Origin of the sequence: Pseudomonas sp. Q1-7, assembly GCF_028010285.1 — a bacterium.
Taxonomy (GTDB): Bacteria; Pseudomonadota; Gammaproteobacteria; order Pseudomonadales; family Pseudomonadaceae; genus Metapseudomonas.
This window is the reverse complement of sequence record NZ_CP116304.1, coordinates 3,068,159-3,093,604: the sequence shown is the minus strand read 5'-3', so window position 1 is coordinate 3,093,604 and position 25,446 is coordinate 3,068,159. Positions and strand designations below refer to the sequence as shown.

Here is a 25,446-nt window from a genome sequence, read left to right as displayed (position 1 = left end):
CCACCTGATCGGTTTCATGACGTTGTTGCGCCATGGCCTGCTCGGAACGCTGCGCTTGCTCCGCCACCTTGCTGACCAAGCCAGTAAGTTGCCCGGTCATGTCGGCGATCTGCCTGACCAGATCATGAATTTTCTCGACGAAACGGTTGAAGGAACCGGCCAGCTGGCCCAGCTCGTCCTGGGTGGAGACCGGCAGGCGCCGGGTCAAATCTCCCTCGCCCGCAGCAATATCGTCGAGGTTGGCCTTGATCTGCTGTAGCGGGCGTACGAAACCTCCCGCCAACCAGACCGCCAGCGCAATGATCACGATCAGCAGAATCAGTGCCAGCCCCACCATATCGACCACCAGCGAACCGATTTGCCGGTGCATCTGCTCTTCGAAAGCCTGAACCTGCAACTCGATGTCATCCAGATTTACTGCCGTGCCGATGACCAGATCCCACTTTTCCAGGTATTGCGCATAGCCGATCTTCGGCACCGGCTCGTCGTGCCCCGGGACAGGGAAGGCATATTCGAGGAAATGACTACCGTCCTTGGCTACCCGAACCAGTTCGTTGATCACGTAAAGGCCGTTGGCGTCGCGAAAATCACGAAAACTTTCGCCAATGCGCACGTCCTTATCCGACCAGAAGATGCGTAGGCTCTGCGAGTCGTAGCCCCAGAAATAATCTCCCTTGGCGAAGTTCATCCGTTTCAGTAGCGCTACGGCTTCGTCGCGCGCACGCATATCGCCAGGCGCAGAGTTCTGGTAAATGCCAGCAATCGCCGCGTTTGCGATCTGCACATAGTTCGCCAACACTGCGCGACGGTCTTCATGCATACGCTCACGCGCAGCCGCGGTCTGCTCGTCTGCCAGCTTGTCGAGAATCACGACGGTCAAGCCACTGAGCAGTGCGACCAGCAGAATTACCGGTATCACGCTGAGTAGGAGAATCTTGGTTCGGATGGATAAGCGCATGGGCATTTTCCTTATTGCTAGAGCCCCATTTGAGTAGCAGCTGGATACCGTAAAACCTTGTGGGCGCCAATTAGAGGTTCGTCGTAGCACCTCATGGATATGCTCGAGAAATTGCCCCATAAAGTTGAATCAGGCCCGTAACCAAGCGACACGACTATGTCGATTAGGGATTACAGGTCGGTTCCAGAGGCATTTAGCGCCGGACAATCGATATGGCCTGATCGACTGGGCTCGACAGGCCCCAACCCTAAAACGAGTGACTGAGCTGCAGTCCGCCGCCCGACTCCGGGCTGGCATCGGAAAAACCCTTCAATGCGTACAGTTGGACTTTCCAGGCTGAGCTGAGCCTTTGTGTCAGAAACAGGGTGAACTCCTGGATCTCGTTGCCATCGGACGTCACCTTCTGCCGCCAATCATAAGCGGCCCCCACCGAGGTGGCCGGCGCCAGCCGGGTGACCAGGCCGATTGACGTGAAAATTGGATCGCGGAAGTCGGTATCGGACGGATCGCCGAACTTCTTCCAGCCCAGCGTGGCGAAGCCACTGACTGCACCGAAGGCATGAGCGACGTCAACCTGGACGGAGTAGTCGGTCTTGCCGGTTCCGAGGCAGTGATCCTCATCGGCCGTCGGCAGCTTTACTTTGCCCACCAGATCCACCAGCAGTCTTCCCCCATCGCTGCCGTCCAGCAGGGCGTAATCCGCGCTCGCCACGGTATCGCCAAGGCCACTCTCGATACTGTCGCAGTCGCCGGCCACGGGCAGGCCGTCTGGCCCCACCGCGGGATTGGTGATGCGCAGGTACGGGACGGTCAACTTGTAGATCATCGGGCCGGATTCGTATTTGCCGACCAGCGGGACGTACCAGGTCTCACTCATTGCCGGGGTTCCGTAATCCCCCCGGGAGTAATCCAATCCGGTCAAGAGCGTGAAGTCACCCGACAAGGCGGGCCAGGCGACGATCACCAGCAAGCAGGGGAAAAGCGCACGCATTGGGCTCATGTTGACCTCGTTGTAATCCGAACATCGAAGTTCACATCAGGGGCGTGGCCTGCACCGGGATATCGATCAAGAGCGTGCCGGCGACCTGCTACCTGCTCTGCCAGGCAGGTAGCCCTCAGGATACTTTCCCCAGCATAGCCGGCACTTTGGATTCCACTATGTGTTGATGAATCGAACCCTAGTGGGGGCCTGAATGATCCAACCGTTCGACACGCTCGACTTTTTCAACGCGCTCGACCTTTTCAACTCGCTCAGGTTTTTCCACACGCTCGGGCTTGTCGACCCGGTCCGGTCGTTCGATTCGCTCAATCCGCTCAATCCGCTCAATCCGCTCGACCCGAACGCCATTCTCGAAAATCTCGATTCGCTCCCGGCGCTCCAGGCGGTCGCCGGATTGACGGGTCTCGATCCGCTCTCGGCGTTCCAGGTCACCGGTAGCGGACTCCTCGCGCCGCTCGACTTTCTCGCGGATCTCACCGTTTTCGACGCGCATTCGCGACTCATTGCCGTCACGCCCGGAGCTACCGCCATCGTGATGCTCTGAATCGCTTTCTGGCGAACCCTGGTGTCGGTTGCCCTGCCGGATGGCGCCGTCGGGGTGTTCCGGCAAGATCTCGATCTGTTCCGCGCGTATGTTCCGGCCCTTATCGAACACACCGGCCACGCGGATACGCTGGTTGACTACAAGGTCGGCAGCTTTGCCCCCGGTATAGGCGGTACTGCGTTCGACATGGGCTGTGAATCCGCCGAACTCAATGCGATTGCCTTGCTGACTGCGAACCAGACCCTCCACCAACGCATGACGTACCCGCCCGGAGAAGGGGAGGCCCGGATCGTTGTGTGCCTGGACAACATTCAGCTGCCGGCCATTCCAGGTGCCACGCACCAGAACTTCACCGCTGGGGAGCAGCGGCTTGCTGAGGGCCAAGCCCTGCAGGTTGCCGACTCGTTCAATGGCGCCAATCGCACTCACCTGCGCGAGGTTCGGTGCACGATCAATCCGGCTGGCCACCACCTCGCCCTGGGCGTTGCGCAAGCCGCTGACTCGAACCGGCTCGCCGATGCGCAGGTCCTCGGCCACCCGAGCTCCCGCCGCAACACGTATCGGCTGTCCCATCACACGTAGGGAGGCAGATCCCGACGCGACCTGGGTAATCGGCCCTTCAAAGGCGTGGAGAATCGCAATACGCCGCGCCTCCAATCCCCTCGGAGATGGACGGGCGTCTACTGCAACCACCTGTCCGATGGCCAGTTGTCGACTGCTGGCAGGCACGCCGTTCTCGCTGAGCGATGCCTTGTCATCGAAGTGAACTTCCACGCCGTTGACGCAGATCGAACCAAACCCCGTGATGGTCCCCACAATGCCGGTCCCACCTATTCCACCTTCCTCGGCCGGTGCCCCGGTTCCGCCGATCCCGCCGGGGTCGGCGCGCACGCCGGTCCCACCGACGCCACCGTAATCGACTGGCGAGCCCGTGCCGCCGACCCCGCCGGTGACAATTGCGCCTGTGCCCCCCAGACCACCTGGATCAAGGCATGCCGGTGCAGCGTTAGACACGGCCGCCACAAGTAGTGAGCTGCAAACGAAAATGAGGACGCCCAAGCGGCGCGCGGCGGTGCTCATGACGAACCGGTCCTGGTCGGGCAGGCGACCTCTGGAGGATTGGGCTCGGTATAGAAATAAAGGCCAATGGTGATGCGCTGTCGGGCGTCGGGAGGGGGAGCATCCCGCTCTTCCAGTTCGGCAGCCAGTTGGTTGAAGCCGATCAGCACCTGCATGCCTTCCTTCCTGACGGATTCGCGCAGTTGATTGACGCCGCCTTGAGACAGGCTGTCATAGTGCACGCTGCGCTCGAAGAACGGCTCCCCGGCCTCGGTCAGGTTATGCACGGCGGCGCAGGCATGGTCGTGAAGGTTGTGCCGAAAATAGGCCATCTTCTCGTCAAACCCTCGTTGCGGAATAAAGGCCATCGCCTCCAGATGGACCCGATCCTGGTCGTCTAGCTGCACAACCCCCAAACGAAGCCACTCATCCAGTACGACGCGGGCGCGAATATCCTTGCTGACCGCCGCGACTAGCCCATCGAATGAACACTCGCCCCCTGCACTGGCCAAACGAACCAGTGGCCTGGGCTGGCCAGGACGCTCACAGAACGGCGAGTTGTTCAACCAGACACTGACCAGGTGTGCGCCAAACGAAACGGTTTCGGGGAGGCTGGTCTTCTCACTGGCGGCCTTGGATCGCAGGCGCTTGACGTCCTTGCGATGGACCCCCGTCAGCAGGCTGACTCTGCTGTCGCTCGGCGGTTTGCCATCAAGGTGAAACTCGCGCTCGGCGACATCTACGAAAATTTGTTTGAGCAAGTCGGCGAAGGCGCTATACGTGACCCCCTTTCTGAGCATCAGCCTCACCAGGGGACGCATGACCTGCTGAAGCGCCGGCAAGAGCGAGGTAGGCGGGGAGGGCAATGGCATTCAAGGTCGTCCTGTGGAAAGTGGGAAAGTGCTCCCAAGCGTTCAACCCCGCACTTAGCACGGGACACTCGGCATATCGGCCACCGTCACCCAAGGCAGGCTAACCGTCTAAATTTCCCGACCAACACAAAACCCGGATTCACTCCGGGTTTTGTGTTTCAGTGGCTGAGCAATCAAGCACTGCCGCGGTCATCGCCGACGTCATGGTCAGGGCCATCATCTGCGCCATGACCGACGCCATGCGGCCCACCGGCGTCGTGGTCAGGGCCATCATCTGCGCCGTGACCGACACCATGCGGCCCACCGGCGTCATGGTCAGGGCCATCATCCGCGCCATGGCCGACACCATGCGGCCCACCACGGTCATGGTCCGCATCATTGTCATGGCCACGACCACGACCGCTGTTGGCACTCCCGGGGCCGCTGTTGCTACCGTGCCCACCACTGTCGCCGCTGTGGCCATTTCCACCGTGCCCACCGCCATCGCCGCCGTGCCCACCGCCCCCGCCGTGACCGCCGCCGCCACCGCCGCCGCCGTGCCCACCGCCACCGCCGTGCCCACCGCCACCGCCGTGACCGCCGCCACCGCCGCCACCGCCGCCACTACCACCACCGCCACCACCGCTGCCCCCTTCCTTCGCGTAAACGCTGGAGAAGCCACCGATATAGTCAGGCAGTAAAACCGTCGATGCTGACAGGACGCCACCAATTGCCAGAGCGAGCAAACATTTCTTGAGCAGCATGATGAACCTCCGCTTGAAGTCGTACAGTCATTAGCCCTAACCAACGCAATAACCAGTGAGTCCGGGTTATTCCTTGAGAGAACCAGCCAACCAGCGCGGCCATCAATCTGCACCGAATGGACAACAGCCTTCCGCACGGTCCTTCTAAGCCAGTCAGCCTATGTGCGTGGGAATTTTTCCCACGTTTTGAGAGTAGTAGGGCCGATCTGAGTGTCAACGACCGACTATCAGGACCGGCTGCCGGATGGACCTCACTCATCCGTACGAGCACGCGCACCAGCTGAATCCACTCGATTCGCACACGGCCAGCATCTCGCAGGGAACTACCCGGCTGCGCGGTGGCCCCTGACCCAATCTGGGCACCTTATGTCACCGGGAGTGCGGCGTCAGTCGGCTTGCGTCGGGGACCGGGATGGGGAAATCCCGGCGCCGGATAGCAGAACCTGCCTGCCCACGACGCGGTGGCCGAGAACCGCTGGAACTGGCGCCGCCAACGCGCCGATTGGCCAGGCACGGGCCATCGGGGTTAAGGTTCCCGCTTGACCCACAGATGGCCCGAGCACGCCCATGCAGATCGAGTTGATCGAGATTCGCGATCACCTGAACCGCTTCGCCCCCTTCGACGAACTGCCGGAGGAAAGCCTCGACGAGATCGCCCGCCAGGTGCAGATCGGCTACTTCAAGGCCGGTAGTGAGATCCTCGCCTTCGGCGCACCGATCCACGAGCTGCACTACGTGCGCAGTGGCGCGGTGGAAATCCACCGACGGGGCGGCGAGCTGCACAACCGCCTGAGCGAGGGTGACCTGTTCGGCCAGGCCGGTCTGCTACGCGGCAACAAGGTGCGCCTGGCGGCCAAGGCGCTGGAAGACAGCCTGATCTATTTCATCCCCGGCGCCCTGTTCCACCAACTGTGCGAGAAGTTCGACAGCTTCGCCGACTTCGTCGAGGCCGAGGGCCAGTCGCGCCTGAAGGCGGCGCTGGACAGCAACCCGGGCAAAGCCAGCGAGCTGATGAAGCTCAAGCTGCGCAAACTGATCAGCCGCGCGCCGGTCAGTGTGCCGCTGGGCACCCCGGTGCAGCAGGCCGCCCAGGTGATGAGCGAACAAGGGGTATCCTCGGTGATAGTCGTCGACCCCGGCACGCGCTGGCCCGACCCGGCGCGGGTGCAGGTGGCCGAACAACAGAACCAGGTGATGGCCGGCATCCTCACCGACCGCGACCTGCGCACCCGCGTGTTGGCCGCGGGACTGGCGCTGGACACCCCGGTGAGCCGGGTGATGACGCCCAACCCGATCACCCTGCAGGCCGATGACTCGGTGTTCGAGGCCATGCTGTGCATGCTGCGCCACAACATCCACCACCTGCCGGTGCTGCACCGTCGCCGCCCGGTGGGGGTGGTCAACCTCGCCGACATCGTGCGTTACGAGTCGCGCAGCAGCCTGTACCTGGTCGGCAGCATTTTCCACAAACAGACGGTGGACGAGCTCAAGAGCCTGCTGCCGGACCTGCGCGCGACCTTCGTGCGCATGGTCGCCGACGAGGCCAGCGCGCACATGGTCGGCAGTGCCATGAGCGGGATCGGCCGTGCCTTCAGCCAGCGCCTGCTGGAGCTGGCCGAGCAACGCCTGGGCCCTCCGCCGGTGCCTTACTGCTTCATGGTCGCCGGCTCCATGGCGCGCGACGAACAGCTGCTGTTGACCGACCAGGACAACGCCCTGGTGCTCGACGACCGCTTCGACCCCGACGAGCACGACGCCTACTTCGCCGATCTCGCGCAGTTCGTCAGCGACGGCCTGGCCGCCTGCGGCTACACCTACTGCAAGGGTGGAATCATGGCCAGCAACCCCAGGTGGCGCCAGCCGCTGAGGGTCTGGCGCGGCTACTTCAGCGACTGGATCGACCGGCCCAATCCGGAAACCCTGCTCAACGCCAGCATCTTCTTCGACCTCGACGGCCTCTATGGCGAGACCGAGCTGGTGGAAAACCTCAAGGACCTGCTGGCGCAGCAGGCCAGCGCCAGCCCCGCCTTCCTCGCCGCGCTGGCGCGTAACGCGCTGAACCGCACGCCGCCGCTGGGCTTCTTCCGCACCTTCGTGATGGAGACCGACGGCAGGCAGAAGAACATCATCAACCTCAAGGGCCGCGGCACCGCGCCGCTCACCGACCTGATCCGCGTGCACGCCCTGGCCTGCGGCTCCAAGGCGCAGAACTCGCTGGACCGTCTCGACGCCATCGCCGCCACCAAGCTGTTGCCCAAGGAGGCGCTGGAGCACCTGCGCTACGCCTTCGAATTCCTCAGCCTGGTACGCATGCGCCACCAGGCGCGCGACGTCGAGGCCGGCAACGCGCCGGACAACTACATCGAGCCGGAGCAGTTCAGCGCCAGCGAACGCCACCACCTCAAGGAAGCCTTCCAGGTGGTCAGCAACGCGCAGAAGTTCCTGCGCTTTCGCTACCCGGCGCAACCGGCGGCACGCCCGCGATGAGCCAACGTCTGGCCCAGGACTGGCCGCAGCTGTTCGCCGACCTCGCCACCAGCAGCCACGATGCACGCCTGCGCGCCTACTACGGCGCCGGCTGCATCAGCGCCGACACGCCGCTGGCCGATGCGCCGCTGGTGGCGCTGGACGTGGAAACCACCGGCCTCGACCCGCGTCAGCACGCCATTGTCAGCCTCGGCCTGGTGCCGTTGAGCCTGCAACGCATTCGCTGCGGTGAGGCGCGCTACTGGGTGGTCAAGCCGACCGGCGAGCTGCGCGAGGAGTCGGTCGCCTTCCACCACATCACCCACAGCGATATCCGCTACGCCCCGCGCCTGGCCAGCGTGCTCGACGAACTGCTCGAAGCCCTGGCCGGCAAGGTGGTGGTGGCGCACTACCGCAGCATCGAACGCAGCTTCCTCGACCAAGCCCTGCGCCAGCACCTGGGCGAAGGGCTGCTGTTTCCGGTCATCGACACCATGGAGTTGGAAGCCCGGCTGCACCCCAAGCGCCGGCTCCGTTGGTGGGATCGTCTGCGTGGCCGCGACCCCATTTCCATTCGCCTGGCCGACAGCCGCCTGCGCTACGGCCTGCCGCTGTATACCGCACACCACGCACTGAGCGACGCCCTGGCCTGCGCGGAACTGCTGCAGGCACAAGCGGCCAGCCACGACTGGGCGCAATCGCCGGTGGGCGAGCTGTGGTGCTAGCCTGGTATCGATAGCGCCATCGCCGAAGCGGCGGGCGCTGGATGCCGCAGGATGCACCGTGCGCATTGGCGCCGAAGCCCGAATGCCCATGAGAAAGCCGCGACCCCAAGGGGTATCGCGGCTTTCGCTCGAAGGTGACCCGGCCGGCTCGGCCAGGGGGACGTGCTAGTCGCGCGACAGCGCGCCGAACCGGCCTTGTGCCCGTGCCCGCGGTTCGCTGATCAGGCCCTTGACGATGGCGACGCAGCCCACCAGCAAGACCAGGGTGAACGGCAGGCCGGTGGACACCGCCATGGCCTGCAACGCCACCAGACCGCCGCCGAGCAGCAGTGCGATGGCCAGCGCGCCCTCGAGCAGTACCCAGAACACCCGCTGCGACACCGGCGCGTTGATCTTGCCGCCGGCGGTAATGGTGTCGATCACCAGTGAACCCGAGTCCGACGAGGTGATGAAGAACAGCACCACCAGCACGATGGCCACGAAGGAGCTGATCGCGCTGAGCGGCAGGTGGTCGAGCATGACGAACATCTTCAGCTCCAGCGCCGCCTGTTGCAGCTCGCCCAGACCGCCCAAAGCCTGATGCAGCGCGGTGCCGCCGAAGGCGGTCATCCACAGCACCGACACCAGCGACGGCACCAGCAGCACGGCAATGAGGAACTCGCGCACGGTGCGACCGCGGCTGACGCGGGCGATGAACATGCCGACGAAGGGCGACCAGCTGATCCACCAGGCCCAGTAGAACGCCGTCCAGCCCTGGCTGAAGTTGGCGTCCTCGCGGCCAATGGGGTTGGACAGCGCCGGCAGGTACTGCAGGTAGGCGCCGAGGTTGTCCAGCACGCCGCTCAGCAGCAGCGCGGTGGGGCCGGCGACCACCACGAACAGCAGCAACAGCAAGGCCAGGCCCAGGTTCAGTTCGGACAGACGCTTGACCCCCTTGTCCAGGCCGGCCAGCACCGAGCCCAGGGCGATCAGGGTGATCACCACGATCAGCAGCACCTTGGTGGTGGTATCTGCCGGCAGGTCGAACAGGCTGTGCAGGCCGGCGGTGGCCTGCTCGGCGCCCAGGCCCAGCGAGGTGACCAGGCCGAACAGGGTGGCGAACACCGCGAGAATGTCGATCAAATGCCCCGGCCAGCTCCACACCCGCTCACCCAGCAGTGGGAAGAAGATCGAGCGAAACGACAGCGGCAGGCCCTTGTTGAAGGAAAACAGTGCCAGCGCCAGCGCGACGATGGCGTAGATCGCCCAAGGGTGCAGGCCCCAGTGGAAAATGGTGGTGGCCATGCTCAGACGCGCCGCCTCGGCGGAATCGCCGGCAGCTGCGCCCAGAGGCGCCCAGTCGCTGCGCACGCCATTGTCGCCGACGGCGATGCCGGCCAGGGACGAGTCGTAGTGCGACATGGGTTCGGCCACGCCGTAGAACATCAACCCGATGCCCATGCCGGCGGCGAACAGCATGGAGAACCAGGAGGCGTAGGAATAGTTGGGCCGCGCCAGCGTGCCCCCCAGGCGCACCTTGCCCAGCGGCGAGACGATCAGGCCGAGGCAGAGCAGCACGAAGATGTTCGCCGAACCGATGAAGAACCACGCCAGGTTCTGCGTCAGCCAGTTGCGCACGGCCTTGAACAGTGGCTCCACCTCGCTGTGCAGGGCCAGTGTCAGCACCACGAACAGCAGCGCACAGAGCGCCGAGACGATGAACACCGTGCCGTGAATATCGAGATTGACCAGGTAGCGACCGCGGATATTGTCCTGGCCGAGCACGTAGTCGGTGTCTATCAGATTAGCGGCGCCGGTCGGGGCCGGAATTCCGTCGTCGTTGGCTGTACGGGGCCCTTTGGACCCCCGGGCTTGGCTCATGTGGCGGCTCCTTGTTGTTATCGCGTGCTCGACGCGGCGCGCGGCGCAGTGCCGAACGCGGAGGCCGACGCTAACAGAAGGGAAAATCGGCCAGAGCGGCGCAAGCGGCGTGGGGCTATCCAATAGCGACCAAGACGCGCCGATCGGCTGGATAACACCACGCCCCGGCAGGAACGGCTGGGCGGCATTCCGTTTTCTGGAAGCTTTGGTTGTCTATCCGTAGGGAAAGCGCAATGACCGGGGGCAACTGGTGTGCGCGGATTCCCGCTTCTCTTTCGCGACGCAGCACAACGACCAGCCAGCTACTCCGGGTTGAATGCGTGATTGTGGTCGGGTACAGGCTGGAGAACGCTCGGCTTATCCACCCTCGCCACCGCCCCGGGCGATCCTGGGCCCTGTGGATGCACCGTAGAAGCATCACGGATCAACTGGCTCCTATAGCGCACCGTGCCAGACACGACGTCGCCAGGCCCGCGCGCAAAAAAAAAGCGCGCCCGCAGGCGCGCTTTCCAGGGCGGCGAGACCGACGCTTAGCGCGGCTCGCTCATCAGCCCCTTGACGATGGACACGCAGCCCACCAGCAACACCAGGGTGAACGGCAGGCCGGTGGACACCGCCATGGCCTGCAGCGCCACCAGGCCGCCGCCCAGCAGCAGGGCGATGGCGATCACGCCTTCGATGCTGGCCCAGAACACCCGCTGCGGCACCGGCGCATTGACCTTGCCGCCGGCGGTAATGGTGTCGATCACCAGGGAGCCGGAGTCCGACGAGGTGATGAAGAACACCACCACCAGCACGATGCCGATAAAGGACGTGATGGCGGTCAACGGCATTTCGCCGAGCATGCTGAACAGCTTCAGCTCCAGGCCGGCTTCCTGGGCGCCGGTGAAGCCGTCCACCAGCAGCTGGTTGATCGCGGTGCCGCCGAAGGCGGTCATCCACAGCACCGACACCAGCGACGGCACCAGCAGCACGGCAATGAGGAACTCGCGCACCGTGCGACCGCGGCTGACGCGGGCGATGAACATGCCGACGAAGGGCGACCAACTGATCCACCAGGCCCAGTAGAACGCCGTCCAGCCCTGGCTGAAGTTGGCGTCCTCGCGGCCGATGGGGTTGGACAACGCCGGCAGGTACTGCAGGTAGGCGCCGAGGTTCTGGAAGAAGCCGGTGAGGATGGCCAGGGTCGGCCCGGCGAGGATGACGAACAGCAGCAGCGCCAGGGCCAGTGCCATGTTCAGCTCGGACAGGCGCTTGACCCCCTTTTCCAGGCCGGCGACCACAGAGGCCAGGGCGACGAGGGTGATGGCGACGATCAGCAGCACCTTGCTGGTATCCGAGGCACTGATGCCGAACAGGTATTCCATCCCCGCGGCGGCCTGTTCGGCCCCCAGGCCGAGCGAGGTGACCAGGCCGAACAGGGTGGCGAACACCGCGAGGATGTCAACCACGTGGCCCGGCCAGCCCCACACGCGCTCGCCGAGGATCGGGTAGAAGATCGAGCGGATCGACAGCGGCAGGCCTTTGTTGAAGGAGAACAGTGCCAGCGCCAGTGCGACGATGGCGTAGATCGCCCAGGGGTGCAGGCCCCAGTGGAAGATGGTGGCGGCCATGCCCAGGCGCACCGCCTCCTCGCTGTTGCCGGCGGCGCCGGCGAGCGGCGCCCAGTCGCTGCGCACACCGTCCTCGCCGATCGTGATGCCGGCCATCGCCGAGCTGTAGTGCGACATCGGCTCGGACACGCCGTAGAACATCAGGCCGATGCCCATGCCGGCGGCGAACAGCATGGAGAACCAGCCCAGGTAGCTGTAGTCGGGCGTGGCGTCTTTGCCGCCGATGCGCACCTTGCCCAGCGGCGAGACGATCAGGCCGAGGCAGAGCAGGACGAAGACGTTGGCGGCTCCGATGAAGAACCAGGCCATGTGGTGGGTGAGCCAGTCGCGCAGCGCGCTGAACAGCGGCTCGACCTGGTTCTGCAGGGCCAGGGCCAGCACCACGAAGATCACCGCGACCAGCGCGGAGATGGTGAAGACCTTGCCGTGGATATCCATCGAGAAGATGAATTTGCCCTGGATGTTGTCCTGACCGATGACGTAGTCGGTGTCGATCAGGTTGGCGGCGCCGCTCGGGGCCGGAATTCCGTCGGGGGTTTCCGCTACGGGTGGCGGGGTCATGTCATGCGAAGGCACGTTTCCCATATGTGGCGTACTCCTTGATGCGTTTGACGCGCTGAACAAGCGTGAACAGGACGGTTTGCCCTCCTCAAGTAAAGTCGACCCACCGTTGGGTCGAACTGACACGATAACAGATGAAGCCGGCTCACATGGACACGATCCACCATCACACGCGCCGCGTCTTTGGTCATGAGTGGCAACGGAGGAGGGTGGAAGGGGACCGGATTTTTCCGTAATCGGCCCATGAGCGGCACGGTCGCGCCGAGCCAGAGACACCCTGAAGCGCCTCGGGTTTGGTGAAGGTCGGCAGTAACGCAAACAGACGTGGCACTGATGGAACAGGAACACGTCCATTGGTGCCCTCTGTCAGGTCGGGCCGTGATACAGCACCAGTACCCCGCCGAGTAGCCCCTCAGGTTGGCATTGAGGCACGAGAGCCCGCTACAGCTCGATTCGGAGGGCGGAAGGATTCGCGGTGTCCATCACCTGAGCGGGTGCGATGTTGGGCACAGCGGTCGTTCCGATGGCCAATGTGCGTTCTTGCGGCGACAAGGCCATTGACCAGGCGCTTGGTGGTACTGGAACTTCAGCGCTGGTGGACGGGCTGAGCGTGGTTGGCGCGCGGATTCCTGATAGCGTGAAAGGAATGAAGGCGCGGAACCCTGTCGCAGCGCCCCTTCATATTGATCTCAACCATCTGCTGCACTGTGCTGGGTAGTACTTACCGTGAGAAGTTGTTTGCGCTGCTGTCCGATGAAGTCGGGGTTGGAAACCTGTCCTGCAAGACGTCATCCTGAGGGCGTTCGAGGGGCGTCGCGGAACCTCGAGTTTCGAGTTCGTACAAGGGACGCAATCCGCTGCAGAGCAACCGATGATTTGACTCCGTGGGACCTGGGAGCCGGGCAATGAGGACCTCCTTCGAGAGCGTGTTGAAGAGCAAGAATCTGGCCCATCTGGACAAGGCGCGCCGCGAAGGGCTGACGCCCCTGGTTCGTCGTGTGTCCTTCATCCTGCGCGAGCATTTCTCGATGATGGCCTTCACCGGGGCGGTGGATGCGTTGGTAACGGCCAACCTCATGAGTTCTACGCCAGTGTTCGACGTTCAGGTCGTCGGCGGGGACAGCAACCTCATCGTGAGCGATCTGGGAATTTCCATTTCCACTGATCTCACCCTGGTCGAGCTGGACGAGAAGCGCCAAGACATCGTCGTGGTGTGCGGCGGGTACAGGGTTCGTCTCGAAGGAGAGCCTTTGCTACGAACGAAGCTGCGTTCAGCCGAGGCGGCTGGGGCGGTCTTGGGCGGACTTTGGAACGGCGCCTATTTTCTGGCTGAGGCCGGCCTGATGGATGGCTATGAATGCGCCTTTCACCCGGATTGCCGGGCAATGATGACCGAGCTTTTCCCCAAGGTGCATGTGACCAGCCACTCGCACGTGCTGGACCGCAAGCGGATCAGTTGCGCAGGGGCAAACAGCTCTCTCGGCATGATGTTGGAAGTGGTTCGCCACAGCGCTGGCGATGAACTGGTGAGCGCTGTGGAAGAGGTGCTTAGCTGCGACAAGATGCAAGAAGTCGTCGATGTGTCCGTCGTCTCGATCGATTTCGATCCAACCTTGCCGGAGACCATCAAGCTCGCGTTGGAGCTGATGCACAGCAACATCGAAGATCCCATCGAGATCGACGATATCGCGCGCTATGTGGGGATATCCAGACGACATCTGGAGCGTCTCTTTCGGCGCTACGTGAAGGCGACGCCTCCGCGCTATTACCTCGAGCTTCGTCTTACCCGGGCGCGTCAGCTGCTGCAACACACCAACAAATCGCTGATCGAAATCGCAGTGGCGAGCGGGTTCGTGACTCTCCCACATTTCCAGCGCTGCTTCCGCGCGATGTTCGATATGGCTCCGGGGCAGTTCCGCAAACGAAATCACTTCAAGGTCTGAGCGAGCAGACCGGGTAAACGGAAGCGGTTAGTACGCCCGGGATTTTGCGCCGCGCCCACCAGGATCGGACGGGCCGGCCGGCATGACTGCTCATCGGCCATGGACAGGAAACCATCGAGTCGGAACGACCCGGGCTGGGACTGAGCAGCAGTTGCTAGACTCACCGCATGCCTGTGACACCCTATTGATCTCATGATCAGCTGCACGCAATTCAGGGCTTCGTTGATGCACGCTTTCCCGCAACGGCTTGCCGTGCTCGTACTCGCCGCCGGCTTGTTGGGCTGCAACGAGTCACCGCGTCCCGACTTGAAGAGGCTCTACCAGCTCAGTAGTCCCCAGACCGAAACCGTTCCGGTCATCCTGATTCCAGGTGCCTTTGGCACGCGCTTGCGCGACCGGGTCAGCGGGGAAGAAATCTGGCCGGGATCCTGGTGGCGAATTCTGTTCTCGTCCTATCCGGAACTGGCCCTCGAATTCGACCCGCGAACGAATAGGCCGCTCCCCTCGAGGCTGGAGCCCGCGGGCATTGCCGAGCAGGCGCTACGGCGTGACTTCTACCGGCCGATCCTGCAAACGTTGACGCAATTCGGTGGTTACGTGCGCACTCAGCCCGGGACGCCGGCGCGCAAGGGTGAGCGCCGCTACTACGTCCTGTCCTACGACTGGCGCCAGGACACCTTGCACAGCGTTCAGGAACTGGATCGGCTGATCGAAGCGGTGCGTCGCGACTACGGCGATCCTGCGCTACAGGTCAACCTCGTAGCGCACAGCATGGGGGGGCTTATCGCACGTTATTACCTGCGCTTTGGCACCCGCGACGTGCTGGACGGCGAGCCTCATCCGGTGACCATGGATGGTGCGCCGCAGGTGCGTAATCTGGTGTTGCTGGGCACACCCAATGGGGGATCGGTCAGCTCGTTGCACGCCTTCATAGGGGGCGAGAAGGTCGGCCTGGGACGTATCGCACCACGCACCCTGGCCACCTTTCCCAGCGGCTACCAGCTGTTTCCCCACCCGCTCAATACCTGGTTGGTGGACATCGACGGCAAGCCACGCCACGACGATTTGTTCGATCCCAGGACCTGGCAGGCCATGGCGTGGTCGATCTATGCCCCCAGTCTGGCCGCCGCTGTCGACGCCGTGGAGATGCAGCGCTATTTCGCCTTCAACCTGGAGCGCGCACGGCGTTTGGCCTGGATGCTCTCCGTAGCCGAGCCGGTATCGCCGGTCCGCTACGTGCTGTTTGGTGGCGGCTGCCACATGACGCCCGCACGGCTGCTGGTGGAACCGCTCGACGGGGGTGAGGCGGTCCGCCTGACTCCGGCGGATATCGCTGAACCCCGGCCCGGCGTGCCCTACGACCAGTTGATGATCGAACCAGGTGATGGGCGTGTGACCAAGCCGTCGCTGTTGGCCCGCGAGACGCTGGATCCGGGCGTACCGCAGAACGAGGACAGCTTTCTGCCGGTGGCGTACGCATTTTTCCTGTGCGAGAACCACACCGACCTGACCAGCAACATCAATTTTCAGGACAACCTGCTCAATGTGCTCTTGTCGAACCAACCCCGGCCTTGAGATCGGCTCGAATGGGAGAATCGACTTTCATTCGCAAACTTTATTGGGCTACCGTCAAACGCTACGTTGTTGACGGCTGAATCCACTTGGCAGACGGGCGGTGATTGTGGACAGGTTTCAGGAAATGAAGGTGTTGCTGGCCGTCGCGGAAGCGGAGAGTTTTGCCGGCGGTGCCAAGTTGATGGGGATGTCGCCGCCAAGCGTAACGCGAGTGATCGCGGGCCTGGAAAGCCGCCTGGGCACGCTGTTGCTCGCACGCAGCACCAGGAGCCTACGCCTGACCGAAGCGGGGCGGCGCTATGTGGATGACTGCAAGCGCATCCTTCTCGACCTGGAGGAAGCCGAAGAGCTGGCCACCGGCAGCAGTGTTCGCGCCCGTGGCAACCTGACGGTGACTGCGCCGGTTATGTTCGGCGAACAATACCTGGTGCCTTTGATCACACAGTACCTGGCCGAGCACCCGGAGGTGACCGTCAACGCCCTCCTGGTGGACCGCCTCGTGAGCATGGTCGATGAGGGGGTGGACGTCGCCATTCGCATCGGTGAGCCGCCGGACAGCGGCTTGCAGGCCGTGAGGGTAGGGCAGGTCTCTACCGTCGTATGTGCCGCGCCGACATTTCTTGATCGCGTCGGCAGGCCCGTGGAACCCCGTGATGTGCTGGGGCTGCCGATTGTGATGTCGTCGGCGAGTTCTTTGCTTACCGACTGGCAATTCAGGGTAGGCGAACGCACGATCGTTCTGCATCCCAAGCCGCGCCTGACAGTCAGTTCCAACCAGGCATCGATCAATGCCGCGCGGATGGGCGGGGGCCTTACAAGAGTTCTGTCCTACCAAGTGGTCGAGTCAGTGGCCAAAGGCGAGCTGGAGATCCTTCTCAAGGCGTATCAGACCCCCGCCCTGCCGGTGCATGTGTTGTATCAGGGGGGCGAGCGGATCTCGGCGAAGGTGCGTACCTTTGTCGACTACTGCTCCGCTCGACTTGTCGCAGATCCAGCACTGCAAGCGGTTTCGGTGGCGTAAGCATGAGCCGCTTTCGCGAGATGAAGGCATTCGAAGCGGTGGCGCAGACCGGCAGTCTGGCCGCCGCAGCGCGGCATCTCGAGCTTTCGCCGGCGACCATCATGCGCACCATTGCGTCCCTGGAGGCGCGCCTGCACAACACCCTGCTGTTTCGCAGTCCGCGCGGCGTGGTGCTGAGTCCGGCGGGTGAGCAGTTCGCGCAAAGCTGCCGGCAAATCCTGGAGCAGATCGAGCGTGCCGATCGTTCTGCGGCCGGCCGGCACGCTCGGCCCGATGGCCAACTGACGGTTGCAGTGCCGCGACAGATGGACTTGCAGGTCTTGACGCCGATAGTCCTGTCCTACCTGGACGCCTACCCTGACGTGAATCTGGTCATCCAGGGCAGCCATGGAGCACCCAAACTCCTCCGGGATGGCATCGACATTGCGCTGGTCCTCGGCCAATTGCCCAACTCGTCCGAGTTCGCTGCTTCACTGGGCATGGTCCGGCCGATTGTCTGTGGTTCCCCCGACTATCTGGCCGCATGGGGCTGCCCCGAGACACCGGACGATCTCAACGTTCATCGCGCCGTGGTGAGCGCGTCTCCCGGCTACGAGACGGACTGGCGTTTTCCTTGTGCGCGCACCACCCGCCTCGTGAAACCCACACAGGTACTGACCTGCACGACGCAGCGTGCGGCCATCCGTGCGGCGACACTGGGTGCGGGCCTGATTCGCTGCCTGAGCTTTGAAGCCCATGATGAGCTGGCCGGCGGGCTGCTCGTACCGGTACTTGAGGACTTCGCCAGCCCGGGTGTGCCGGCGCAGTTGATCTACCGCCATGGGCGCCACGCCGAGGCACGGGTGCGGACCTTTATCGACTTCGCTACCCCCCTGCTGCGCGCCCATCCAGCCTTCATGGGCTGAGGCTACGACGTCTTCGCCCCACGTTTTATTTCGGAAAACGAAATTATGGATTGCTCTGCGTGGTGATTCTGCTTGAGTCGCCATGGGTGCAGCATGGCTCCACCAACGCAACAACCGCCAGCCGGGTTCGCCGCTGCGTTGATTCCCACGCCCCACGACGGAGCCATCGCCATGCCTAACGCCATCACGCTGTATCGCCACCCACTGTCCGGCCATTCCCACCGCGTCGAGCTGTTTCTCTCGCTGCTGAACCTGCCCACCGAACTGGTGTTTGTCGACCTGGCAAACGGCGCCCACAAAAAAGCCGAGTTCCTGGCGATCAACGCCTTCGGCCAAGTGCCCGTGATCGACGACAACGGCACCCTGATCAGTGACTCCAACGCGATCCTGGTCTACCTGGCGAAGAAGTACGGCAGCGGTAGCTGGCAGCTACAAGATCCGCTCACCGAGGCGCGAATCCAGCGCTGGTTGTCGGTGGCCGCCGGGCAGGTGGCCTATGGTCCGGCCGCCGCGCGGCTGATCACGGTATTCGGTGCGGCATTCAATGCCGACGAGGTCATCACCCGCGCCCATTCCCTGCTCAAGGTGATGGACGCCGAACTCAGCGACCGCCCTTTCCTGGTGGGGGCCGAGCCCAGCATCGCCGATGTGGCCAACTACAGCTACATCGCTCACGCGCCGGAAGGCAACGTATCGCTGGAGGCGTACCCGAATGTGCGCGCCTGGCTGCAACGTATCGAAGCGCTGCCGGGCTTCGTACCCATGCAGCGCACCGCCGTCGGCCTGCACGCCAGCTGAGTACCCACCATGCTGCCGGGTGCCCCGGCAGCTCGCCCGAGGAGCGCCAGCCATGGAGCACCTGCCCAAGCACCGTAAATCCCCCTGGCACGCTGGCGAGAGGGAGCTTCAGGAAATCGTCCACGCCTCCGAGCGGATGGAGGTGATCGGGCAGAAGGTCATTCGCGACTACATGCCCGACCAGCACCGGGAGTTCTATCACCAGTTGCCATTCATGGTGGTTGGCGCGGTAGATGCGGACGGTCTCCCCTGGGCCACCCTGCTCGAAGGGACCGAAGGCTTCGTCACGTCCCCTGACCCGCGGCGCCTGCTGCTGGCCGCACAACCCGACCCGCAAGACCCGGCCGCCTCCGGCCTGCAGGCAGGCAGTGCCATTGCCATGCTGGGGATCGAGCTGCACACGCGCCGGCGCAATCGCATCAATGGCGTGATCCAGCAGGTTTCGGCAGAGGGCTTCGAGGTTTCGGTCGAACACTCCTACGGCAATTGCCCCAAATACATTCAGGAGCGCTCCTATGCACGCGTTTCTGAGGCTGCAAGCGGCAAGGCGCCGCGCCAGGATTTCAATGCCCTGGACGACTACACCAGCGCACTGATTCGCGCGGCCGATACCTTCTTCATCGCCAGCTATGTCGATCATGATGCGCACCACCGCTCCGTGGACGTCTCCCATCGCGGCGGACGGGCCGGTTTCGTCAAGGTCGAAGGCAACCGGCTGACCATTCCCGACTACGCCGGCAACCTGTTCTTCAACACCTTGGGGAACCTGCAAGCCAACCCTGTCGCCGGATTGCTCTTCATCGACTTTGCGACCGGCGACATGTTGCAACTCAGCGGACGGAGCGAGCTGCTGCTGGACAGCCCCTTGATCAAGACCTTCGAAGGCGCCGAGCGCCTCTGGACCGTCGAGGTCGAACGCGTGGTTCTGCGCCCGGCCGCCGTGGCCATTCGCTGGCAATTTCACGACTACGCCCCCACCAGCCTGGCGACCGGCACCTGGGAGGAGGCCGACGAGCGTGTGCGGCGCTACGAACAACGTCGGCAGTGGCAGCAATGGCGAGTTGCACGGGTGCAGCAGGAAAGCAGCGATATCCGCTCCTTCTACCTCGAGCCACAGGACAGCGTCGCCGTGCCATTTTCCCCAGGGCAACACCTGCCGATGCGCATCGTGACGGCGGACCAAGAAGCTCTGGTCAGGACCTACAGCGTCTCCAGCGCGCCATCCGATGGGCATATCCGCATCAGCGTGAAACTGCAGGGCAAGGCCTCGCGCCACCTGCACGAGAACGTGCAGGTGGGCGATCTGTTGGAGGTCCGGGCGCCGCTGGGCAGCTTCACCCTGGTCGATGAAGACGAACGACCGGTGGTGCTGATCGGTGCCGGCGTCGGCATCACCCCAATGATTTCGATGGTCCGCGAGCTGGTGGCGCAAAACCAGCAGCACCGGCGGGCACGCCAGATCCATCTGTTCCAGAGCGCAAGAACCTTGCAAGACCTGCCATTTCAGCTGGAGTTGGCGGAGTTGCTGCAGGGCTCGGCCGGGTGGCTGCATATCCACCGTGCCCTGAGCAGCCCCGGCGCCGAGGCGTTACTCGACCGCGATTATCAGGTGGCGGGCCGCCTGGCTTTTGCCCAGGTCAAGGCACGACTGCCGCTGGATGATTACGATTTCTACCTGTGCGGTCCCGGCGGGTTCATTCAGAACATGTACGACGGACTGCGCGGGGTAAACATACCGGACCATCGCATCCACGCCGAGGCATTCGGCCCCTCTACGCTGCGCCGTTCGGAAACCGAACAGCCACCCACCTTGGCTCAGCCGCCCGCTGCCGACGTGCCGGTGCCTGTGTATTTCTCCGCATCTGCCACTGAAGCGCGCTGGAAGCCCGATGGCGGAAGCCTGCTGGAGCTGGCCGAAAGCCGCGGCCTGACGCCCGAGTTCAGTTGTCGTGGCGGCTCCTGCGGAACCTGCGCAGCCCGGTTGATCAGTGGCTCCGTGCATTACACCCATCCACCCGCGCAGTTGCCGGACGGCGACAACGTGCTGATCTGCTGCGCCGTCCCGGCGCAAACCGAGGGCACCCCACGCCCCCTGGTCCTTGACCTTTAACGAGGAGGCCGTGAGATGAACAGAACAGATTTTCGTCGCTGGGAAGAGGACCAGCTTCTGGCATGGGGCGATTCGCCCATGGCCTCGGGCGCCGACGCCATGGAGTGGGATACGAGCCTTCTGTTGCCACAGCTGGTCGACGGGCTCGAGCGCCCGGCGGGTGTTGCCAAGGAATCGACCTATGAGTTGGTCGGCCGCCTCTCCAGCTTGTGGCATGTCTTGCGAACGACCACCCGCCAATCCACTCGCTGGAGTCGCGTTCTATCGGCCAACTGAGCCGCGTCACCCCCACACACCTTTGCCATCAGGAGCAATCGCCATGTCTACGTCCGAAGTGCGTCAACCGGTTCCACCCTTTACCCGTGAGACCGCCATCCTCAAAGTCCGGCTGGCTGAAGACGGCTGGAACAGCCGCGATGCCACCAAGGTGGCGCTCGCTTATACCCCGGACACCCAGTGGCGCAACCGTGCAGAGTTCGTCACCAGCCGGGCCGAGGCCGAGGCATTTCTCGCGCGCAAGTGGGACAAGGAGCTTGAATACCGCCTGATCAAGGAACTGTGGGCTTTCACGGAAAATCGCATTGCGGTCCGTTATGCCTACGAATGGCATGATGACTCCGGCAATTGGTTCCGTTCGTACGGTAACGAGAACTGGGAATTCGCCGAGAACGGCTTGATGGCGCATCGATTCGCTTGCATCAACGACCTGCCCATTACCGAGGCGGAGCGAAAGTTCCGCTGGCCGCTCGGGCGTCGCCCCGATGACCACCCAGGTCTGTCCGAGCTGGGGTTGTAACGTCGCGGCAACGGAAGCGACAGTGGGGGCACATTGCGTCGCCAGGGCCGGAAAGGCGCAGTTGCAACGTGATTGTTCTGCGCCTAAGTGATTGATTCGGAATTTTATTTGGGCTTAAATCAGCGCCCTGCACCAATGCCCCTCCAGCCCGGATGGCGAAATCGGTATACGCAGAGCACTTAAAATGCTTCGCCCTTTGGGCTTGCGGGTTCGAGTCCCGCTCCGGGCACCATTGAGATGGTTTCAGATGCCTCCATATGAGTCTGAAGCCCAGAAAAACCGGCCATCTTGGCCGGTTTTTTGTTCCTGCACGTTTCCGCATGCTTCCACACATATACCCATTTTAGGTATATGTTTAGGTATACGCCGGTTCGGCAAGGAGTCGTATACCTATGGCGCGTACCGTAACCCCGCTCTCAGACACCAAGTGCGAGGCCGCCAAGCCACGCGAGAAGGATTACACCCTGTTCGATGGCCAGGGCCTGTTCCTGCTGGTGAAAGCCAATGGCAGTAAGGTCTGGCGCTTCAAGTACACCCGACCGAACGGGAAAGGCGGTCTTGCCACGTTCGGCAGCTATCCCGCCCTGGGGCTAAAATCCGCCCGCAACCGGCGCGCCGAGGCCCAGGAGCTCCTAGCCCACGGGATCGACCCCATCGAGCACGCCAAGCGCGAGAAGGCCGAGGTGCTGGCCGCAGCGACCAACACGTTCAAGGCGATCGGCCTCGAGTGGCACGCCGCGGGCGCGCGCAAGTGGTCGAAGGACCATGCAGCGAAGATCCTGACGAGGATGGAGCAGCACCTGTTCCCGATCCTGGGGGATCGGGGTGTCGCCGATTTGAAGGTGCGCGACCTGCTGGTGCCGCTGAAGAGCGCTGAAAAGAACGGCCATCTGGATCTTGCCAGCCGTCTCCGCCAGTACATCAGCGGAGTGATGCGGTTCGCCGTCCAGCATGGGCACCTCGAGACCAACCCGGCCAACGACCTGGTGGGCGCCACCGCTACTCGCAAGGCCCAGCACCGGCCGGCGCTCCCGCTGGAGCGCCTGCCCGAACTGCTGCAGCGCCTCGAGGCCTACAAGGGACGTCCCCTGACCCGCCTGGCGGTCTCTCTGACCTTACAGGTGTTCATTCGCTCCAGTGAACTGCGCTTCGCCCGTTGGGGAGAGATCGATATGGAGCGCAGCCTCTGGACGATCCCGGGCGAGCGCGATGTCATCGAGGGTGTGAAGCACTCCGAGCGCGGCGCCAAGATGCGCACCCCGCATCTGGTTCCGCTGAGCCGTCAGGCACTCGGGTTGCTGGGCCAGGTACACATGCTGTCGGGGCGCTTCGAACTGGTGTTCCCCGGCGACCACTACCATCACAAGCCGATGAGCGAGAACACCGTGAACGCAGCCCTCCGGCGCCTGGGCTATGACACCAAGACCGAGGTGTGTGGCCACGGTTTCCGCGCGATGGCTTGCTCCGCCCTGGTGGAGTCGGGGCTGTGGAGTCGGGAGGCGGTGGAGCGGCAGATGAGCCACCAGGAGCGCAATTCGGTACGGGCCGCCTACATCCACAAGGCCGAGCACCTGGAAGAGCGCCGGCTCATGGTTCAGTGGTGGGCGGACTACCTGGATGCCAACCGGGGACGACATGTGACGCCCTACGATTTCGCGCATCCGGTGGAGCAGGGCGGTAATGTCGTGGAGATCAAGCGAGCATGAACGCCAAGCCTCAGATCTTCGTCGTATATAAATTTAATGATGGGACCGACCATCGAATCAGTTGGGTAGACCAAGAAACGCAGCTGCTGGGTTCGCATGCGCGTATGTACCTCAGCGATGACCCGATACTTCGTGCTCAAGGCCAGCAAGCCTTTAGGCGAATCTCGCAGGAGTTACATGACGCGAAGCTTGAGCTCTATCTCGAGAGACTAAAACAAGCCGAGGCCCGCTCAGCGGCAGGCAAGGCTGGAGCCGACGCGCGCTGGGGAAAACGAGAAGAGAACTCCATTGAGAGTGCTCTCGGATTGATTGCTAGCTTGGCAGCATACACAGATCGCTGGGGATCAAACCTCAGCGCGAAGGAACTGTGGCCAGAGTTTTACTCCGGACTCGATCGGCTCGGAATGGCGCCTGAAGAACATGGAACGGAAGACACGACTAACTCTTCACGAATCACTTGGGAAGGTAATCCAGGCGGAATGCAGTTTTCCACCTTCAAAAAGCAACTGAGCATCGCCAGAGGCGAGAGCAAAAAATAGCCAGTCGTTACTATCGCTAGCTATCGATTGTTGGCTCATATCGTTATGAGCGTCACCCATACGGAGGCGCTCAAATGCACCCAAATCACCCTGACATTGACCAGGCCCTGATCCCCCAGCCTGACCTGTGCAAAAAGCTCGGACAGTCCCGCTCTGGCCTCGACAAGCTCAAGAAGAAAGACCCCACCTTCCCGAAACCGATCAAGTTCAGTGACAGCCGGCAGGCCGCTGCTTACTACGTCGCAGCCGAGGTGGAGGCTTGGCTGCAATCGAAGATCGCCGCGAGGGACGCAGCATGATCGTACTTGCGCTTCCTTTGAGTCGGCGGTATGGTTTGCCCGTCACGGTCAATCCCGTGGCCGGGCGTCGCGGCCCGTTGAACGTTAGGCGCACAAGCGCCCCCAAGACCATTGCAGGCGCTTTTTTTGTGCTCGCAATGCCGCTCTATGGTGGCCGTGCGTGGGACACCTTCGGGTGTGCCGGGTTCCTAACGTCCCGGTCCGCGAACCCGCGCACGGCTGCCACCCCTAATCGCGTCGCGGCGATTCGTGGCAGCTCCGACCCAACGTTAGGAGCTCCACCCATGCATACCCCTAGCCCTAGTTCGTCCATTTCTCACGCTGCCGCCTGGAAGGCCCGTGCCTTCGCCGCCCTGCGCAGCAACTCTTCCCTCTCTGTTCGCCTCTCCCGTTACAACGAAGCCATGGCCCGCGCCCGTGCTCTCGAAGCGCAAGGGGGTCAGCAATGAGCAATCAAAATACCGCTGTCGACCTGGACCTCCGTCGCGAGGTAAACCGCCGCTCCGTAGTGGTTCAACAAGCCGGCATCGGCCTGTGCGCCCTGGCCGAGCTGCTGGGCGCTGATGGCTGTGAGCACCACATGACCGACGAACTGAACTACGGAGTTGCCAGCGCCGTCCTGGTCATCGGCGAGCTGATGAACGAAATCGGCCTCCGTCTGTGCGAAATGAGCGAGGAGGAGCAGCAATGAACGCCATGCTCAAGTTCCGAGCCGAAGCGCTCGGCGAGACCATCATGCATGCCGGCCTGGCGGTCAACTCCATCGCCAAGCTGTTGGAAGAAGACCAGATCCGCCGAGAGAGCCACGACGGCACCGAGTTCCTGACTGCCCCTCAGCTGGGCGGCCTGTTGAGTGGCCTGAAGGTCCTGGGCACCGTGCTCTCGGATAAGGGCCTTGAGGTCGAACAGCTTGCCGAGGAGGACCGTCCATGAGCCGCGTATCCCTTCGCTACAAGCCGAATCGGCAATACGCCAGCCACCGACTGCCGTTTGTGGGTGAGAGTCGCGGCGGCTGGAGTTTGTGGGACGTGCCACTGCAGGGCGGGCATGGCGGCTATGACACCGGGATCGCCCTGGCTCAGATGCTGCTGATCCATCTTCGCCAACAGGACGAGAAGTCCCAGGAATCCGCCTGGTTGGTGGAAGGCGTGGTGCTTGCCATGTTGGACAAGGCCCGTGTCTCCAACGACGAGCAGTTCGCCTCGCTGAGCCGACAAGTACTCGGCTTCATGCGCCAGATAGCGCCCTGCATCGTCGGTGCCGCGCACCACGGCTGTCACGCTGTGGATGACTTGGACATCAAGCAGCTGCTCACGCGGGCCAACGCCGGTCTGAACTCGGCCAAGGAGTAAC

23 protein-coding genes, 1 tRNA gene and 1 pseudogene are annotated in these 25,446 nt (G+C 63.1%); 19 read left to right on the top strand and 6 right to left on the bottom strand.

The window, feature by feature from the left end; translation table 11 throughout:
- Window positions 1-181: 181 nt before the first annotated feature.
- From PJW05_RS26770 to PJW05_RS14235, 4 genes and pseudogenes are all read right to left on the bottom strand, one after another.
- Window positions 182-820, bottom strand: a pseudogene (locus tag PJW05_RS26770) (cache domain-containing protein); the annotation flags it as partial.
- Window positions 821-1,205: 385 nt separating this feature from the next.
- Window positions 1,206-1,958: a hypothetical protein gene (locus tag PJW05_RS14245; protein WP_271407669.1), complete on the bottom strand. Its 753-nt coding sequence runs from the start codon at window positions 1,956-1,958 to the stop codon at window positions 1,206-1,208.
- A gap of 178 nt (window positions 1,959-2,136) precedes the next feature.
- Window positions 2,137-3,582 carry a DUF5666 domain-containing protein gene (locus tag PJW05_RS14240; protein WP_271407668.1) on the bottom strand — a complete coding sequence of 482 codons (1,446 nt, stop codon included), beginning with the start codon at window positions 3,580-3,582 and terminating at the stop codon, window positions 2,137-2,139.
- Entirely contained in the window at window positions 3,579-4,433 is an 855-nt protein-coding gene (locus PJW05_RS14235) for a DUF6502 family protein (protein WP_271407667.1), read from the bottom strand. Before PJW05_RS14235 ends, PJW05_RS14240 begins: the two co-directional genes overlap by 4 nt.
- Window positions 4,434-4,594: 161 nt before the next feature.
- On the opposite strand from PJW05_RS14235, the gene PJW05_RS26765 reads away from it, so the two are divergent.
- The 3 genes from PJW05_RS26765 (at window position 4,595) to PJW05_RS14220 (ending at window position 8,367) form a co-directional block, all read left to right on the top strand.
- Window positions 4,595-5,113 carry a hypothetical protein gene (locus PJW05_RS26765; protein WP_442969164.1) on the top strand — a complete coding sequence of 173 codons (519 nt, stop codon included), beginning with the start codon at window positions 4,595-4,597 and terminating at the stop codon, window positions 5,111-5,113.
- A 630-nt stretch (window positions 5,114-5,743) separates the two neighbouring features.
- On the top strand, window positions 5,744-7,663 hold the full coding sequence (locus tag PJW05_RS14225; protein ID WP_271407665.1) for a DUF294 nucleotidyltransferase-like domain-containing protein: 1,920 nt from the start codon (window positions 5,744-5,746) through the stop codon (window positions 7,661-7,663).
- Entirely contained in the window at window positions 7,660-8,367 is a 708-nt protein-coding gene (locus PJW05_RS14220; RefSeq protein ID WP_271407664.1) for a 3'-5' exonuclease, read from the top strand. Before PJW05_RS14225 ends, PJW05_RS14220 begins: the two co-directional genes overlap by 4 nt.
- 165 nt (window positions 8,368-8,532) lie before the next feature.
- On the opposite strand, the gene PJW05_RS14215 is transcribed toward PJW05_RS14220, so the two are convergent.
- Entirely contained in the window at window positions 8,533-10,227 is a 1,695-nt protein-coding gene (locus PJW05_RS14215) for a BCCT family transporter (RefSeq protein WP_271407663.1), read from the bottom strand.
- A 530-nt stretch (window positions 10,228-10,757) separates the two neighbouring features.
- Window positions 10,758-12,425 (bottom strand): BCCT family transporter, encoded by a 1,668-nt coding sequence (locus tag PJW05_RS14210; protein ID WP_271407662.1) that lies wholly within the window; start codon window positions 12,423-12,425, stop codon window positions 10,758-10,760.
- Window positions 12,426-13,306: 881 nt separating this feature from the next.
- Between PJW05_RS14210 and PJW05_RS14205 the strand changes: the two genes are divergently transcribed.
- From PJW05_RS14205 to PJW05_RS14130, 16 genes are all read left to right on the top strand, one after another.
- Window positions 13,307-14,344 (top strand): GlxA family transcriptional regulator, encoded by a 1,038-nt coding sequence (locus PJW05_RS14205; protein ID WP_271407661.1) that lies wholly within the window; start codon window positions 13,307-13,309, stop codon window positions 14,342-14,344.
- A gap of 225 nt (window positions 14,345-14,569) precedes the next feature.
- On the top strand, window positions 14,570-15,919 hold the full coding sequence (locus PJW05_RS14200; protein WP_271407660.1) for a lipase/acyltransferase domain-containing protein: 1,350 nt from the start codon (window positions 14,570-14,572) through the stop codon (window positions 15,917-15,919).
- Between the two features lie 124 nt (window positions 15,920-16,043).
- Window positions 16,044-16,940, top strand: a complete 897-nt coding sequence (locus tag PJW05_RS14195; protein WP_271407659.1) for a LysR family transcriptional regulator — start codon at window positions 16,044-16,046, stop codon at window positions 16,938-16,940.
- A gap of 2 nt (window positions 16,941-16,942) precedes the next feature.
- Complete coding sequence (locus PJW05_RS14190) at window positions 16,943-17,845, top strand: LysR family transcriptional regulator (RefSeq protein WP_271407658.1); 903 nt, start codon at window positions 16,943-16,945, stop codon at window positions 17,843-17,845.
- A gap of 171 nt (window positions 17,846-18,016) precedes the next feature.
- Window positions 18,017-18,643 (top strand): glutathione S-transferase family protein, encoded by a 627-nt coding sequence (locus PJW05_RS14185; RefSeq protein WP_271407657.1) that lies wholly within the window; start codon window positions 18,017-18,019, stop codon window positions 18,641-18,643.
- A 52-nt stretch (window positions 18,644-18,695) separates the two neighbouring features.
- Window positions 18,696-20,753 carry a pyridoxamine 5'-phosphate oxidase family protein gene (locus PJW05_RS14180; RefSeq protein WP_271407656.1) on the top strand — a complete coding sequence of 686 codons (2,058 nt, stop codon included), beginning with the start codon at window positions 18,696-18,698 and terminating at the stop codon, window positions 20,751-20,753.
- 15 nt (window positions 20,754-20,768) lie between these two features.
- Entirely contained in the window at window positions 20,769-21,029 is a 261-nt protein-coding gene (locus tag PJW05_RS14175; protein WP_271407655.1) for a hypothetical protein, read from the top strand.
- Window positions 21,030-21,072: 43 nt separating this feature from the next.
- A complete protein-coding gene (locus tag PJW05_RS14170) occupies window positions 21,073-21,549 on the top strand; it encodes a nuclear transport factor 2 family protein (RefSeq protein ID WP_271407654.1) in 477 nt (158 codons plus the stop codon).
- 146 nt (window positions 21,550-21,695) lie between these two features.
- A tRNA-Leu gene (locus tag PJW05_RS14165) sits at window positions 21,696-21,781 on the top strand.
- A 160-nt stretch (window positions 21,782-21,941) separates the two neighbouring features.
- On the top strand, window positions 21,942-23,255 hold the full coding sequence (locus PJW05_RS14160) for a tyrosine-type recombinase/integrase (protein WP_271407653.1): 1,314 nt from the start codon (window positions 21,942-21,944) through the stop codon (window positions 23,253-23,255).
- On the top strand, window positions 23,252-23,794 hold the full coding sequence (locus tag PJW05_RS14155) for a hypothetical protein (protein ID WP_271407652.1): 543 nt from the start codon (window positions 23,252-23,254) through the stop codon (window positions 23,792-23,794). The genes PJW05_RS14160 and PJW05_RS14155 overlap by 4 nt, the downstream gene beginning before the upstream one ends.
- Window positions 23,795-23,868: 74 nt before the next feature.
- Window positions 23,869-24,093 (top strand): transcriptional regulator, encoded by a 225-nt coding sequence (locus tag PJW05_RS14150; protein ID WP_271407651.1) that lies wholly within the window; start codon window positions 23,869-23,871, stop codon window positions 24,091-24,093.
- Between the two features lie 284 nt (window positions 24,094-24,377).
- Window positions 24,378-24,542, top strand: a complete 165-nt coding sequence (locus PJW05_RS14145) for a hypothetical protein (protein WP_271407650.1) — start codon at window positions 24,378-24,380, stop codon at window positions 24,540-24,542.
- Window positions 24,539-24,784: a hypothetical protein gene (locus PJW05_RS14140; protein WP_271407649.1), complete on the top strand. Its 246-nt coding sequence runs from the start codon at window positions 24,539-24,541 to the stop codon at window positions 24,782-24,784. The genes PJW05_RS14145 and PJW05_RS14140 overlap by 4 nt, the downstream gene beginning before the upstream one ends.
- Entirely contained in the window at window positions 24,781-25,026 is a 246-nt protein-coding gene (locus tag PJW05_RS14135; protein WP_271407648.1) for a hypothetical protein, read from the top strand. Before PJW05_RS14140 ends, PJW05_RS14135 begins: the two co-directional genes overlap by 4 nt.
- Window positions 25,023-25,445, top strand: a complete 423-nt coding sequence (locus tag PJW05_RS14130; protein WP_271407647.1) for a hypothetical protein — start codon at window positions 25,023-25,025, stop codon at window positions 25,443-25,445. The genes PJW05_RS14135 and PJW05_RS14130 overlap by 4 nt, the downstream gene beginning before the upstream one ends.
- The last annotated feature ends 1 nt before the right edge of the window (window position 25,446 follow it).

Coding starts and splice junctions, on each gene's coding strand:
- PJW05_RS14205 (WP_271407661.1), top strand. CDS start 13,307: ATGAGGACCTCCTTCGAGAGCGTGTTGAAGAGCAAGAATCTGGCCCAT.
- PJW05_RS14160 (WP_271407653.1), top strand. CDS start 21,942: ATGGCGCGTACCGTAACCCCGCTCTCAGACACCAAGTGCGAGGCCGCC.
- PJW05_RS14175 (WP_271407655.1), top strand. CDS start 20,769: ATGAACAGAACAGATTTTCGTCGCTGGGAAGAGGACCAGCTTCTGGCA.
- PJW05_RS14170 (WP_271407654.1), top strand. CDS start 21,073: ATGTCTACGTCCGAAGTGCGTCAACCGGTTCCACCCTTTACCCGTGAG.
- PJW05_RS14240 (WP_271407668.1), bottom strand. CDS start 3,582: ATGAGCACCGCCGCGCGCCGCTTGGGCGTCCTCATTTTCGTTTGCAGC.
- PJW05_RS14155 (WP_271407652.1), top strand. CDS start 23,252: ATGAACGCCAAGCCTCAGATCTTCGTCGTATATAAATTTAATGATGGG.
- PJW05_RS14245 (WP_271407669.1), bottom strand. CDS start 1,958: ATGAGCCCAATGCGTGCGCTTTTCCCCTGCTTGCTGGTGATCGTCGCC.
- PJW05_RS14180 (WP_271407656.1), top strand. CDS start 18,696: ATGGAGCACCTGCCCAAGCACCGTAAATCCCCCTGGCACGCTGGCGAG.
- PJW05_RS14200 (WP_271407660.1), top strand. CDS start 14,570: ATGCACGCTTTCCCGCAACGGCTTGCCGTGCTCGTACTCGCCGCCGGC.
- PJW05_RS14185 (WP_271407657.1), top strand. CDS start 18,017: ATGCCTAACGCCATCACGCTGTATCGCCACCCACTGTCCGGCCATTCC.
- PJW05_RS14150 (WP_271407651.1), top strand. CDS start 23,869: ATGCACCCAAATCACCCTGACATTGACCAGGCCCTGATCCCCCAGCCT.
- PJW05_RS14215 (WP_271407663.1), bottom strand. CDS start 10,227: ATGAGCCAAGCCCGGGGGTCCAAAGGGCCCCGTACAGCCAACGACGAC.
- PJW05_RS14210 (WP_271407662.1), bottom strand. CDS start 12,425: ATGGGAAACGTGCCTTCGCATGACATGACCCCGCCACCCGTAGCGGAA.
- PJW05_RS14140 (WP_271407649.1), top strand. CDS start 24,539: ATGAGCAATCAAAATACCGCTGTCGACCTGGACCTCCGTCGCGAGGTA.
- PJW05_RS14190 (WP_271407658.1), top strand. CDS start 16,943: ATGAGCCGCTTTCGCGAGATGAAGGCATTCGAAGCGGTGGCGCAGACC.
- PJW05_RS14235 (WP_271407667.1), bottom strand. CDS start 4,433: ATGCCATTGCCCTCCCCGCCTACCTCGCTCTTGCCGGCGCTTCAGCAG.
- PJW05_RS14225 (WP_271407665.1), top strand. CDS start 5,744: ATGCAGATCGAGTTGATCGAGATTCGCGATCACCTGAACCGCTTCGCC.
- PJW05_RS14130 (WP_271407647.1), top strand. CDS start 25,023: ATGAGCCGCGTATCCCTTCGCTACAAGCCGAATCGGCAATACGCCAGC.
- PJW05_RS14145 (WP_271407650.1), top strand. CDS start 24,378: ATGCATACCCCTAGCCCTAGTTCGTCCATTTCTCACGCTGCCGCCTGG.
- PJW05_RS14135 (WP_271407648.1), top strand. CDS start 24,781: ATGAACGCCATGCTCAAGTTCCGAGCCGAAGCGCTCGGCGAGACCATC.
- PJW05_RS14220 (WP_271407664.1), top strand. CDS start 7,660: ATGAGCCAACGTCTGGCCCAGGACTGGCCGCAGCTGTTCGCCGACCTC.
- PJW05_RS14195 (WP_271407659.1), top strand. CDS start 16,044: ATGAAGGTGTTGCTGGCCGTCGCGGAAGCGGAGAGTTTTGCCGGCGGT.